The 13,034-nt window shown below is 71.3% G+C and carries 11 protein-coding genes; 6 read left to right on the top strand and 5 right to left on the bottom strand.

The window, feature by feature from the left end; all coding sequences use genetic code 11:
• The first annotated feature begins 22 nt into the window (after positions 1 to 22).
• The gene (locus AC07FA_RS16260) at positions 23 to 409 is read left to right on the top strand and encodes a VOC family protein (RefSeq protein WP_479076090.1); all 387 of its coding nucleotides are present in this window, start codon (positions 23 to 25) and stop codon (positions 407 to 409) included.
• Between the two features lie 12 nt (positions 410 to 421).
• Here AC07FA_RS16260 and AC07FA_RS16255 read toward each other — a convergent pair whose 3' ends face one another.
• From AC07FA_RS16255 to AC07FA_RS16240, 4 genes are all read right to left on the bottom strand, one after another.
• A complete protein-coding gene (locus AC07FA_RS16255; RefSeq protein ID WP_479076089.1) occupies positions 422 to 913 on the bottom strand; it encodes a GNAT family N-acetyltransferase in 492 nt (163 codons plus the stop codon).
• A gap of 31 nt (positions 914 to 944) precedes the next feature.
• Positions 945 to 1,349 carry a DnaJ family domain-containing protein gene (locus AC07FA_RS16250; protein ID WP_479076087.1) on the bottom strand — a complete coding sequence of 135 codons (405 nt, stop codon included), beginning with the start codon at positions 1,347 to 1,349 and terminating at the stop codon, positions 945 to 947.
• A gap of 86 nt (positions 1,350 to 1,435) precedes the next feature.
• Positions 1,436 to 2,362, bottom strand: coding sequence for a hypothetical protein (locus tag AC07FA_RS16245; protein WP_479076086.1), 927 nt, complete (start codon positions 2,360 to 2,362; stop codon positions 1,436 to 1,438).
• A gap of 118 nt (positions 2,363 to 2,480) precedes the next feature.
• On the bottom strand, positions 2,481 to 3,278 hold the full coding sequence (locus tag AC07FA_RS16240) for a tyrosine-protein phosphatase (RefSeq protein ID WP_479076589.1): 798 nt from the start codon (positions 3,276 to 3,278) through the stop codon (positions 2,481 to 2,483).
• A gap of 249 nt (positions 3,279 to 3,527) precedes the next feature.
• Between AC07FA_RS16240 and mutA the strand changes: the two genes are divergently transcribed.
• The 4 genes from mutA (at position 3,528) to AC07FA_RS16220 (ending at position 10,610) form a co-directional block, all read left to right on the top strand.
• Positions 3,528 to 5,390 (top strand): methylmalonyl-CoA mutase small subunit, encoded by a 1,863-nt coding sequence (gene mutA, locus AC07FA_RS16235; protein ID WP_479076085.1) that lies wholly within the window; start codon positions 3,528 to 3,530, stop codon positions 5,388 to 5,390.
• Positions 5,390 to 7,630 carry a methylmalonyl-CoA mutase gene (scpA, locus tag AC07FA_RS16230; protein ID WP_479076084.1) on the top strand — a complete coding sequence of 747 codons (2,241 nt, stop codon included), beginning with the start codon at positions 5,390 to 5,392 and terminating at the stop codon, positions 7,628 to 7,630. Before mutA ends, scpA begins: the two co-directional genes overlap by 1 nt.
• A 12-nt stretch (positions 7,631 to 7,642) precedes the next feature.
• Entirely contained in the window at positions 7,643 to 8,650 is a 1,008-nt protein-coding gene (gene meaB, locus AC07FA_RS16225) for a methylmalonyl Co-A mutase-associated GTPase MeaB (RefSeq protein ID WP_479076083.1), read from the top strand.
• A gap of 298 nt (positions 8,651 to 8,948) precedes the next feature.
• On the top strand, positions 8,949 to 10,610 hold the full coding sequence (locus AC07FA_RS16220) for an ABC-F family ATP-binding cassette domain-containing protein (RefSeq protein ID WP_479076081.1): 1,662 nt from the start codon (positions 8,949 to 8,951) through the stop codon (positions 10,608 to 10,610).
• Positions 10,611 to 10,708: 98 nt separating this feature from the next.
• On the opposite strand, the gene AC07FA_RS16215 is transcribed toward AC07FA_RS16220, so the two are convergent.
• Positions 10,709 to 11,710 carry an ArsR/SmtB family transcription factor gene (locus AC07FA_RS16215; protein ID WP_479076079.1) on the bottom strand — a complete coding sequence of 334 codons (1,002 nt, stop codon included), beginning with the start codon at positions 11,708 to 11,710 and terminating at the stop codon, positions 10,709 to 10,711.
• 60 nt (positions 11,711 to 11,770) lie between these two features.
• Between AC07FA_RS16215 and AC07FA_RS16210 the strand changes: the two genes are divergently transcribed.
• The gene (locus tag AC07FA_RS16210; protein ID WP_479076078.1) at positions 11,771 to 12,964 is read left to right on the top strand and encodes an MFS transporter; all 1,194 of its coding nucleotides are present in this window, start codon (positions 11,771 to 11,773) and stop codon (positions 12,962 to 12,964) included.
• The last annotated feature ends 70 nt before the right edge of the window (positions 12,965 to 13,034 follow it).

Genomic DNA, 13,034 nt, shown 5'->3' with positions numbered 1-13,034 from the left:
TGCCCGTTGGAGGCATTCCACAGTGTCGGTCAAGCTGAATCACACCATCGTTCACTGCCGGAACAATCGAGAGTCCGCCGAGTTCCTGGCGGACATACTGGGTCTGGAAGCCGGCGAGCAATGGGGCCCCTTCGTCCCGCTCCCCCTCGCGAACGACATCACTCTGGACTTCGCGGCCATTCCCGCCGAATCGATCACCCCGCAGCACTACGCCTTCCTCATTTCGGAGGCGGAGTTCGACGCGGCCTTCGCCCGTATCCAGGAGCTGGGAATCCCGTACTACGCGGACCCGCATCAGAAGCTCCCGGGCGAGATCAACCGCAACGACGGCGGACGGGGTGTGTACTTCCCCGATCCGAACGGCCACGGGATGGAGATCCTGACGGTCCCCTACGGCGGCTGGTCCTAACCGGGAACAGCGTCAGTCGATGACGAGTCGCAGCTCGGGCCGGTCCCACATCACGGCGGGCGGATTGGCCAGGACCGTTCCGACCGGTTCGGCCCCCATGCTGCGGTAGAAACCCTCGGCCGGCGGGTGCGAGACGACGCGTACGCCGGTCAGCCCGGCACGCCGCGCCTCCTCCTTCAGATGGCCGATGAGCCTGCGCCCGATGCCGAGCCCCTGGGCCTCGTCACCGACGAACATCAGGTCGAGTTCGGGGGGCGAGAGGATCAGCGCGTAGAAACCCAGTACCTGGCCGGTGGCGGTGTCCGCGGCCACGAACACCTGGTGGGCCTCGATGTAGTCGGGGCCCACCCGGTAGCCCTCGACCATGGGCGCGTACGGCCCTTCGTACGCACGCGAGCTCCTGACCAGCCGGGTCAGCCGCTTGGCGTCCCGCGCGGTCGCCCGCCTGATCGCCACGTCCCCGCCCCGCCGGCCGCCACCCGACTCCGTAACAGTTGATCTCATGGAGCGAGTATTACGCATGCGGGGTGCGCCTTCAGCCCTGGTCCCGCGCCCCGCGCCACTCCTGGACGGCGGCCTCGACGTCGAAGGGCCTGAGGTTCAGCGGCGGGCCCTCCGGCGGCATCAGGAGCGCCTTGTGGATCTTCTCGTTCACCTCGGTCAGGACCCGCCGCACCTCGGCCTCGGTCCCGGCCCGGGCCACCGTCTCGACGGCGTCCTCGGCCTCCTTGCGCAGCGCCAGCGTCGGCGGGAGCACGGAGAGACCCTCGCGCCGCATCTTCGCCTTGATCCACCACGTGTCGTCGTACGGTCGCTCCAGCCCGGGGAGCGGCTTCCCGAAGCCGGGCAACTGGGAGACGTCGCCGCGCTCTTCGGCTTCCCGGATCTGCTTGTCCACCCACGACTCGAAACTGACGCCCGGCGGTTTGCGCTCGGTCACCGTGGACCCCTTTCAGGATTCCCGACTCCTGCTCACAGCTGCTCGGTCCCGCCTCTTCACGATACCGGGAGGTGGTATTCAGGCCGTCAGTGGCCCGCAGCGGCCACATCGACGGTGAACGACGCGGTGCGGACCTTGCCCTCGTGCTGGAAGTCGAGGAAGAGCCGATAGGTGCCGGCGCTCGGCGCCGTCGCGGTGAACGAGACCTCCGGGCCGGGGCCACCCTCGTTGGGGTGGACGTGCAGGTAGGCCAGGTCTCCCGAGCGCAGGGCCACCAGGTGTCCGTACGCGCCGAGATAGGGCTGGAGGTCGGTGACGGGCCTGCCGTTCCTGCTGACCGTCAGGGCGAGTTCACCCGCCTTCCCGGCGCGCAGCCCGCCGTCGAGTGCGACCTGGTAGCCGTCGGCCTCGGCGACGCCCCGGACGGGCGGCAGCTCGGCGGGGCGGAAGGTCCCGGCCACGGCGAGGTCGGCGCCGAGCGTGTGGTTCGTACTGCGCTCTCCGGCGGGGGTGAAGTCGGCGAAGGCCCGGTAACCGCCGGCGGCGGGCAGTTCGACCGGGGTCGACCAGGTGCCGTCGGCCTCCCGGACCGGGTGCAGATGGCGGAAGGTGGTGAGGTCGCGCGAGGCCAGGATGAAGTGCAGTTCCTTGCCGTGCTCGCGGCGGTATTCGGTGACGTTGCCGCCGTGGCCGTCCTTGATGGCGAAGCGGATCTCACTACGGGCACCGGCCGTGATCGTCGGCGTTTCCAGCGCCAGCGTGTATCCGCCCTGGGAGATCTCCAGGCCTCCCGCGACCTCATCCTTCCGCGCCGCCCCCGCTCCCTCCTGATGACCACCGTGCCCGTCGCCCTCGGCCTCCTCCTGCTTCCCCTGCTTCTCCTGGGTGGAGTGGCCGGCGTGCTGGGGCGCGGTGTCGAACACGGGGTCGGCGCCCTTGCCGACGCCGTAGGCGGTGCCGAACGTGGCGGCGAGCGCGGCGGCGAATGCGGTGATCTTCAGTCCGGTGTTCATGGCGGTCTCCCCAGGCGTGACGGGACGGGTCTGCTTCCGACACCATTCAACATACCCCCTGGGGGTATCAAGTCAAGCCGGATGTGCCGCCTTGCGCACCACGGCGGCGACGGAAAGATCAGGCGGGCACGGCGAGTTCGCCGCGCAGTCGCTCCACCACCGGCTGCGGCAGCCGCAGTCCGTCCCGTATGTAGCCGTCGAGTCCACCCCACCGCTCGTCCACGGCGTCCAGGGCCGCGTCCAGATAGCGGGGGCGGACCTCAACGACCGCGGAGGCGATGTCCGGGGAGCCACCGGCGTCGAGGAAGCCCTGTACGTACGGTGCGAAAGCGGCCCGTACGGCCGGGTTGACGGCCAGGAACTCCGCCCGTACCGCCTCCCTCGACGCACCGGCGATCAGCAGGAGGAGTGCGGCGGCCCAGCCCGTGCGGTCCTTGCCCGCCGTGCAGTGGAAGAGAACAGGCCTGGCCCGGGGATCGGCCGCCGTCTCCAGAAAGGCCCGGAACGCGGCCGCGGCCCCCGGCATGAGCACCATCTGCCGGTACGTCTCCGCGAACAGCTCCTCGGCCTTGCCACCGCCGAGCACCTTCTCGGCCCCCTCCGGATCGGACAGCAGCGCTTTGAGCCTGGCGGGTGCGACGCCCGGCTTGTCCCCGAGCACATCGGCGACGAAGAGCCGGGCACCCGAGGGCAGCCGGTCCGGGGCCCACTGCCGCTCGTCGGCGGTACGCAGGTCGACGACCGTACGGATACCGAGCGCGGCCACCGCCACGTCACGCTCGGCGTCGAGCTCGCTGAGCTGTCCCGAACGCAACAGAATGCCCTGCCGCATCCTGCGGTCGCGCGCGAGGGTGATGCCACCCAGATCGCGCAGGTTGAAGACGGTGGTGGCCGGGACGGCCCGGGCGGTCTGCATGATCATCTGCCTCTTTCCCGACAAACTGCACAGGCCATGACCAACGTCGCACACAGTGCAAACATCCACATACTAGGCACCGTGTGGCCGATTCCCCTCGTCGAGCGCGGCGGTCGGGTCACGCTCTCCCCGCGCCGCGGGCGGCCCCGGGATACGCCACGGTCCGTAAAGGATCAAGTACGACCCCGGGAGGGCAAGGTCACAGCCGGTCCCCCGCTGCGGCCCAAGCGGCTGGCCTAGCATCTGAGCATGACGGTCCTGCCTGCTGACGGGCTTCCTCTGGCCGCCGAGTTCCCTGAGCCTTCCCACGAGCAGTGGCAGCGCCTTGTCCAAGGCGTACTCCGCAAGTCGGGCAAGGACGTCACGGGCTCGGCCGCCGAGGAAGCACTGTCCACCGCACTGGAGGACGGGCTCACCACCCGGCCCCTCTACACCTCGAACGACGCCTCGCCCGGTACCGGCTTTCCCGGCTTCGCACCCTTCACCAGGGGTGGCAGGGCCGAAGGGAACACCGCGGGCGGCTGGGACGTGCGCCAGCGCCACACCCTGACGGACCCCGCCCGCCTGAACGAGGCCGTGCTCGCCGATCTGGAGAACGGCGCCACGTCCCTGTGGCTGACCGTGGGCGGGTCCGCCGGAATTCCGGTCTCCGGCCTCGCCCGGGCCCTGGACGGTGTGCTGCTCGACCTGGCCCCCGTCGCACTCGACGCGGGCGGCGATTTCGAGCCCGCCGTACGGGAGCTGCTGCGCCTCAACGAGGAGCGGGGCGTACCGAAGGAGGCCGTGCGCGGCAGTCTCGGCGCGGACCCGCTGGGCCACGCGGCCCGTACCGGCACGGAGCCGGACTTCGACGCCGCCGTCCACTGGGCGGGGGTCTGCGACCGTGAGTATCCCGGTCTGCGGGCGCTGACCGTGGACGCGTTGCCGTACCACGAGGCCGGCGGTTCGGCCGCCGAGGAGCTCGGCTTCTCGCTGGCGACCGGGGTTGCCTGCCTGCGGGCACTGACCGGGGCGGGACTCTCCGTCGAAGCGGCGTGCGCCCAGCTGGAGTTCCGGTTCGCGGCCACCGCCGACCAGTTCCTGACCATCGCCAAGCTGCGCGCCGCACGTCTGCTGTGGGCGCGGGTCGCCGAGGCGTGCGGGTCCGTGGACGCCGGGGCACAGCGGCAGCACGCGGTGACCTCGTCGGTCATGATGACGCGCCGCGACCCCTGGGTGAACATGCTGCGGACGACGCTGGCGTGTCTCGGAGCGGGCGTCGGCGGGGCGGATTCCGTGACCGTGCTGCCGTTCGACCACGCGCTGGGCCTCCCCGACGCGTTCGCGCGGCGCATCGCCCGCAACACCTCCACGATCCTGATGGAGGAATCGCACCTGGCGCGGGTCATCGACCCGGCGGGCGGCTCCTGGTACGTGGAGCAGCTCACCGCCGAACTGGCCGCCGCTGCCTGGGAGTTCTTCCAGGAGATCGAGCGGGCCGGTGGCCAGGCCGCCGCTCTGCGCTCCGGAATGGCCGGTGAGCGGCTCGCCGCCACCTGGGCGGCCCGCAGCAGGAATCTGGCGCGCCGCAAGGAGCCGGTGACCGGGGTCAGCGAGTTCCCGAACCTGGCGGAGCCCGCGGTGGAGCGCGAACCGGCGCCCGCCGCCGGAGCCGCCTCGGGCGGCGGCCTGCCGAAGGTCCGCCGGGACGAGGCGTTCGAGGCACTGCGGACCCGGTCCGACGCCCACGCCGTGGCCACGGGTGCCCGTCCCACGGTGTTCCTCGCCGCGCTGGGCCCGGCCGCGACGCACTCGGCGCGGGCCTCGTTCGCGTCCAACCTCTTCCGGGCCGGTGGCATCGAGCCCGTCCACGAGCCCGTCTCGGTGGACGCCTCCACGGTCGCCGACGCCTTCGCCGCCAGTGGGGCCACCCTCGCCTGCCTCTGCTCCAGTGACGCGCTCTACGCCGAACAGGCCGGCCCGGTCGCCGCCGCCCTGAAGGCGGCCGGTGCCGAGCAGGTGTTCCTCGCGGGCCGGCCCGGCGAGTACCCCGGTGTCGACGGTCATGTCTTCGCCGGCTGCGATGTTGTCGCCGTCCTCTCCTCCGTACTCGACCGCATGGGAGTGGCGTGATGCAGACCCCCGAGACCGCCCCCGGTACCGCCGCGGGGAGCCCGATCCCCGACTTCTCCGATGTCCCGCTCGGCACGGCCGTCGCCCCGGAGGTGTCCGCCGACCGCTGGCGCGGCGCGGTGAAGGAGGCGACCGGCCTGTCCGACGAGGGTCTCCTGTGGGAGACACCGGAGGGCATCGCGGTCAAGCCGCTGTACACGGACGAGGACGTGGAAGGTCTCGACTTCCTCGGGACGTACCCGGGCATCGCCCCGTATCTGCGCGGTCCCTATCCGACGATGTACGTCAATCAGCCGTGGACCATCCGGCAGTACGCGGGGTTCTCCACGGCCGAGGAGTCCAACGCCTTCTACCGGCGCAACCTCGCGGCCGGACAGAAGGGGCTCTCGGTCGCCTTCGACCTCCCCACCCACCGCGGCTACGACAGCGATCACCCCCGGGTGACGGGCGATGTCGGCATGGCGGGCGTGGCCATCGACTCGATCTACGACATGCGCCAGCTCTTCGACGGCATCCCGCTGGACAAGATGTCGGTCTCGATGACGATGAACGGTGCGGTGCTGCCCGTACTGGCGCTGTACATCGTGGCGGCCGAGGAACAGGGTGTGCCGCCGGAGAAGCTCGCCGGGACCATTCAGAACGACATCCTCAAGGAGTTCATGGTCCGCAACACCTACATCTACCCGCCGGCTCCCTCGATGCGGATCATCTCCGACATCTTCGCGTTCACCTCGCAGAAGATGCCCCGGTACAACTCGATCTCCATCTCCGGCTACCACATCCAGGAGGCCGGCGCGACGGCCGACCTGGAGCTGGCGTACACGCTGGCCGACGGGGTGGAGTATCTGCGGGCCGGACGTGACGCGGGTCTGGACGTCGACGCGTTCGCTCCGCGCCTGTCGTTCTTCTGGGCGATCGGCATGAACTTCTTCATGGAGATCGCCAAGTTGCGGGCGGCACGGCTGCTGTGGGCGAAGCTGGTCAAGGAGTTCGAGCCGAAGAACGCCAAGTCGCTCTCGCTGCGCACCCATTCGCAGACCTCGGGGTGGTCCCTGACCGCGCAGGACGTGTTCAACAACGTCACCAGGACCTGCGTGGAGGCGATGGCCGCCACCCAGGGGCACACCCAGTCGCTGCACACCAACGCGCTGGACGAGGCCCTGGCCCTGCCGACGGACTTCTCGGCGCGGATCGCCCGTAACACGCAGTTGCTGCTCCAGCAGGAGTCGGGAACCTGCCGGGTCATCGACCCGTGGGGCGGCAGCGCGTACGTGGAGAAGCTCACGCACGATCTGGCGCAGCGGGCCTGGCAGCACATCGAGGAGGTCGAGGCGGCGGGCGGTATGGCCAAGGCCATCGACGCCGGCATCCCGAAGCTCCGCATCGAGGAGGCCGCGGCCCGTACCCAGGCGCGGATCGACGCCGGGCGCCAGCCGGTCATCGGGGTGAACAAGTACCGGGTGGAGACCGACGAGAAGATCGACGTGCTCAAGGTCGACAACTCCTCCGTCCGCACCCAGCAGATCGAGAAGCTGCGGCGACTGCGCGAGGAGCGCGACGAGGCGGCGTGCCAGGAGGCACTGCGCGCGCTGACGGCCGCCGCCGGACGGGAGCCCGGTCCGGGTCTGGACGGGAACCTGCTGGCGCTGGCGGTCGACGCGGCCCGGGCGATGGCCACGGTCGGTGAGATCTCGGACGCGCTGGAGAAGGTGTACGGCAGGCACGCGGGCCAGATCCGTACGATCTCCGGGGTGTACCGCAAAGAGGCAGGAGAGTCCCCGGCAGTGGACCGCACCCGCACGCTGGTCGACGCGTTCGAGGAGGCGGAGGGCCGCCGTCCGCGCATTCTCGTCGCGAAGATGGGCCAGGACGGACACGACCGCGGCCAGAAGGTGATCGCCACGGCCTTCGCCGACCTGGGCTTCGACGTCGACGTCGGCCCGCTCTTCCAGACGCCGGGCGAGGTCGCACGGCAGGCGGTCGAGGCGGACGTGCACATCGTCGGTGTCTCCTCGCTGGCCGCCGGGCATCTCACGCTCGTACCGGCGCTCCGTGAGGAGCTGGCGGCGGAGGGCCGCGAGGACATCATGATCGTGGTCGGCGGGGTGATTCCGCCGCAGGACATCGAGGCGCTGCACACGGCGGGGGCCACAGCCGTGTTCCCGCCCGGCACGGTGATCCCGGACGCGGCCCACGACCTGGTCACGCGGCTCGGTGCCGCGCTCGGCCACGAGCTGTGAGCGGCTGACCTGATGCCTCCCACGATCGACATCGACACGTACGCGGAGGGGGTACTCGACGGGAAGCGGGCGTACATCGCGCGCGCCATCACTCTCGTCGAGTCGACCCGCCCGGCGCACCGGGCCCTGGCCCAGCAGTTGCTGAGCCGGCTGCTGCCGCACGCGGGGCGGGCCCGGCGCATCGGCATCAGCGGGGTGCCGGGCGTCGGCAAGTCCACGTTCATCGACGCGCTCGGCTCCATGCTCACGGGGCTCGGGCACCGGGTTGCGGTGCTGGCCGTCGACCCGTCGTCCACCAGGACCGGCGGTTCCATCCTGGGCGACAAGACCAGGATGGAACGGCTGGCCGTGGACAGCCGGGCCTTCGTGCGCCCCTCCCCGAGCGCGGGGACGCTCGGCGGGGTGGCGAAGGCCACCCGCGAGTCCGTCGTGGTGATGGAGGCGGCGGGATTCGACGTCGTGCTCGTGGAGACGGTCGGGGTCGGACAGTCGGAGACGGCGGTCGCCAACATGGTCGACACGTTCCTGCTGCTGACCCTCGCCCGGACCGGTGACCAGCTCCAGGGCATCAAGAAGGGCGTCCTGGAGCTGGCGGACGTCATCGCGGTCAACAAGGCCGACGGCCCGCACGAGCGCGACGCCAGGTCGGCGGCGCGTGAGCTGGCGGGCGCACTGCGGCTGATGCATCCGGCGGACGCCGCGTGGACTCCCCCGGTGCTCACGTGCAGTGCCCGCGAGTCGAGCGGTCTCGACACCCTGTGGGAGCGGCTGGAACAGCACCGCACCCTGCTCGACTCCACCGGCCGGCTGACGGCGAAGCGCCGGGAGCAGCAGGTCGACTGGACATGGGCGATGGTCCGCGACGAGCTGCTGGACAGTCTGCGCAACCACCCCGCGGTCAGGGCGCTCTCCCCGGACCTCGAACAGCGGGTACGCGAAGGGGAGTTGACGGCCACGCTCGCCGCCGAACAGATTCTCGGCGCGTTCCGCGGCGGCGAGAGGGCACCCGGGCCCCGCTGAGAATCACCGTGCGCGGACTCCGGTGCTTCAGGTACAGTCGCCAGGTCCTGTTGTCTCCGATAGAGGTGGACGTTGCGCATCTGAGGTTCGCGATCATCGCGCCGTACGGCAGTCGCCGTACGCCCGTCACGCTGTAGCCGGCTTTCTGCCGCCCGTGACCCTGCGCGGATGCGACCTCGGTGCATGGGCCGTCCCCTCGTTTTCTGGAGGCCCTCACCCCGTCTTTTCCCGGTTCGGTCGCCGCGCGGTGCTCGCATACGACGCCCCCATCCCTGCGTTTGCGACTGCGAGAATTAACATGACCCACCCCATCGCGCCCAGCGCCGCCGTGACCTGCTCCGCCCTGTCGTTCCGCTGGCCTGACGGCACGCCGGTCTTCGACGGGCTCTCCCTCGGCATCGGCCGCGGCACCACCGGACTGGTCGGTGCCAACGGCTCGGGCAAATCCACCCTGCTGCGGCTGCTGGCCGGCCGGCTGCACCCCTCCCAGGGGTCGGTGAGCGTCACCGGCAGCGTCGCCTACCTTCCGCAGAACATCACCCTCGACACGGCCCTCCGCGTCGACCAGGCGCTGGGCGTCGCCGAGCGGCGCGCGGCGCTGCGTGCCATCGAGGCCGGAGACATCGACGAAAAGCACTTCGAGACGGTCGGCGACGACTGGGACGTCGAGGAACGGGCTCTGGCGACCCTGGGCTCGCTCGGCCTCGCCGGGATCGGACTCGACCGCACCGTGGGCGAGCTCTCGGGCGGGGAGACCGTGCTGCTGCGCCTCGCCGCGCTGCTGCTGGAGCGGCCCGAGGTCCTGCTCCTCGACGAACCGACCAACAACCTCGACGTGTTCGCGCGCCGCCGGCTCTACGACGCCGTCGGCTCCTGGCGCTCCGGTGTGCTGGTCGTGGTCAGCCACGACCGCGAGCTGCTGGAGCGCGTGGACCGGATCGCCGAGCTGCGGTCGGGTTCGGTGAGCTGGTACGGGGGCGGCTGGTCCGTCTACGAGGAAACCCTCGCCACCCAGCAGGAGGCGGCCGGCCGGATGCTGCGGGCCGCCGAGGCCGATGTGCGCCGGCAGAAGCGCGAACTGGAGGAGACCCGCGTCAAGGTGGCCCGTCGCGAGCGGCACAGCAAGAAGATGGACGCCCAGCGCAGGGCTCCGCGCATCGTCGCGGGCGAGCGCAAACGGTCCGCGCAGGAGTCCGCCGACAAGCTCCGCGGCCTGCACGAGGACCGGCTCGGCGAGGCGCGCGAGCGGCGCGAGGAGGCGGCGGACGCGATCCGCGCCGACGCCGAGATCCGGGTGAGCCTTCCGCACACCGCCGTCCCCGCGGGCCGCACTGTCCTGAGCGTGCGCGAGCTGCGCCCCGGGTACGGCAGGCTGCGGGAGGGCAACCTCCACGTGCAGGGTCCCGAACGCATCGCGCTGGTCGGCCGCAACGGCGCGGGCAAGACCACGCTGCTGCGCATCCTCACCGGGGAGCTCACCGCGCTGTCCGGTGAGGCCAGGACGTACGTCCCCCTGCGGTTCCTCCCGCAGCGGCTCGATGTGCTGGACGAGGAGCTGAGCGTCGCGGCGAACGTGGCCCGGATGGCTCCCGGCGTCACCGACAACCACATCCGCGCGCAGCTCGCCCGCTTCCTGTTCAAGGGGGCGCGCGCGGAACAGCCGGCGGGCACGCTCTCGGGCGGCGAACGCTTTCGTGCCGCGCTCGCGGCGACGATGCTCGCCGCGCCTGCTCCGCAGTTGCTGATGCTGGACGAGCCGACCAACAACCTGGACCTGGCCAGCGTCCGGCAGCTGACGAGCGCGCTCGGCTCCTACGAGGGCGCGCTTCTCATCGCCAGTCATGATCTGCCGTTCCTCGACTCGGTCGGCATCACCCGCTGGCTGCTCCTCGGGGAGGAGATCCGGGAGACCACCGCCGACGAGGTCCGCGAGCTGCTCGCATCACCGGAGGCCGACTGAGACGGTCCGCCGCGACTCGGCCGTCGGCGCGTTCTGTCCTCAATCACCGGACGGGCGATTTTCGAGCCTGTCCGGCGATTGGGGGCAGAGCGACGGCACTAGGCACCCTGCGCCCGCACCAGCACGTCGCCCGCATCCGTGCGGTAGTAGAGCACGGACCGCCCCGCACGGCGGCGGCCGACCAGCCCGGCGTCCAGGAGCACCTTGAGGTGGCGGCCCACCGAGCCGAGGCCCTGACCCGTCAGCGCCACCAGGTGCGTCGTGCTCATCGGGCTGTCCATGAGCACCAGCACACCTGCCCGGCCGGCGCCGAGCAGCCGCGCAAGCGCCTCGGGAGCGGCGGGCCGCTCCGGCTCGGAGAGCGTGCCCGAGCACGGGTACACCACGGCGTTGCGGTGCACCGCACCATGGGGGTCCGGCCGGTCGATGGAGATCCATCCCCTGCGCGGGGTGACCGGCACGAGCAGCAGCTCCGCTCCCCTGAGCTGACGGGGCGGGAAGGCCCGGGTGTTGATCTGGAGCCGGTTGCCGCCCAGCCAGCGCATCTCCGGATGCATGTCGTCCAGCGCGGCTGCCCAGCCCGCCCGGCTCAACTGGCGCGTACGCGCGACCACATCGGCTTCGATGACACCGCGCCGCCGCGGCCAGTCGGGCGCCACGGTCTCCCGCCACACCCACTCCAGCAGGTCGGCGATGCGGTCCGGGAGCCCGGAGGCCGGCAACGGGCCCGGCAGCGGCCCGCGATGAGCGGTCTCCAGGTCGGCGCGGGCGGTGTCGGCCGGCGTCTCGCGGATGCGTGCCAGTTCGTCGAAGAACTCCGCGTCGCCCGGTGCCTCACGCTCGTGGGACGGCACCGGGGTGAGGAAGTCGGCGATCCACCGGTGTCTGCCCAGGGCCACGCGCACCAGCAGGGCCGTGACCGGATCGGCGGTCATCCGTTCCCGGTAGGCGGGTCCGTGGCTGTCCAGCCAGCGGCGTTCGGCCGGATGCGCGGGCGAGTCCCTCTCCAGGACCATCAGGCTCGCCGTCGTCTCGCAGAGGGGCGACACGACGAAGCGGCTGCTCGCGAGCGTGTCCGCGTTGACTTCCCACCAGCCCAACGGTTTCGCCTCCCCGCGAAACATTACCTTCGCGTACCGCCGTCCGCCGACACTCCGGCCATGCGTACCTACCAAGAGCTCTTCAGAACCGCGGAGTTCGTTCCGCTGCTCTCGACCACCGCCGCACATGTGGCGGCCCAGACGGTGAGCAGGATGGCTCTCGGGACGCTCGTCTACGACGCGACCGGCTCACCGCTCCTCGCCGCTCTCAGCATGTTCGGCCCGTTGCTGGCGCAGATGATCGGCGCGAGCCTCCTGCTGTCGGCGACGGACCGTCTGCCGCCGCGGGCCGCGACCATCGGCCTGGCGCTCTTCTTCGCCACGGCCACCACCGCCCTGGCCCTGCCAGGCCTGCCGATGGGGGCGGTCTTCGCGATCCTGTCGGCGCAGGGCATGCTCGGCTCGGTCGGAGGCGGGGTGCGCTACGGCCTGCTCGCCGAGATCCTCCCCGCGGAGGGCTACCTGCTCGGGCGCTCGGTGCTGAACATGTGCGCGGGAAGCCTGCAGATCTGCGGTTACGCCGTCGGCGCCGTACTCGTCAACGTCCTGACACCGCGCGGGGCGCTGCTCACCGGCGCCGCCCTGTTCGTCGTCGCCGCGGCCGTCGCCCGTACCGGTCTCGCGCGGCGCCCGCCGCGCGCACAGGGCCGGCCGTCCGCGAGCGACACCTGGCGGACCAACGCACGCCTGTGGGCATCGAAACCGCGGCGCCGGATCTACCTCGCCCTGTGGGTTCCCAACGGGCTCGTCGTCGGCTGCGAGTCCCTCTTCGTCTCCTACGCACCACGCCACGCGGGGCTCCTGTTCGCCTTCGTCGCGGTGGGCATGCTGGCAGGAGACACGCTGACCGGCCGCTTCCTGCCGGAGCACTGGCGCGACCGATTCGGCGCCCCGCCGCTGCTGCTATTGCTGGCCGCCCCGTACCTGATCTTCGTCCTGCACCCGGCGCTCCCCGTCGCGCTCGTCGCCGTGACCGTGGGGTCGGTCGGCTTCTCCGCCAATCTGCTGCTCCAGGAACGCCTGATGTCCCTGGTCCCGGGCGAGTTGCGGGGCCACGCCCTCGGGCTGCACTCCTCAGGGATGTTCACCATGCAGGGCGTCGCCGCGGCGGTCGCGGGCGGCATCGCGCAGCTCACCTCGCCCGCGACCGCCATGACCGTGATGGCGGCCGCCTCCGTCGCGGTCACCCTCGTCCTCACACCCGGTCTCCGGCGCACGAAAACCGCGGCGCGAGCCGTTCGGCTCACCGCGTAGGACACCGCACCCGGCAGGCCGTGCTACAGTGCTGATGGCACGTGTGTACGCCCCTTTATTCGGGCGCCAG

It is taken from the genome of Streptomyces sp. NPDC045968 (genome assembly GCF_056430475.1).
The sequence above is the reverse complement of the archived record's forward strand: the minus strand, read 5'-3'. Positions and strand labels throughout refer to the sequence as shown.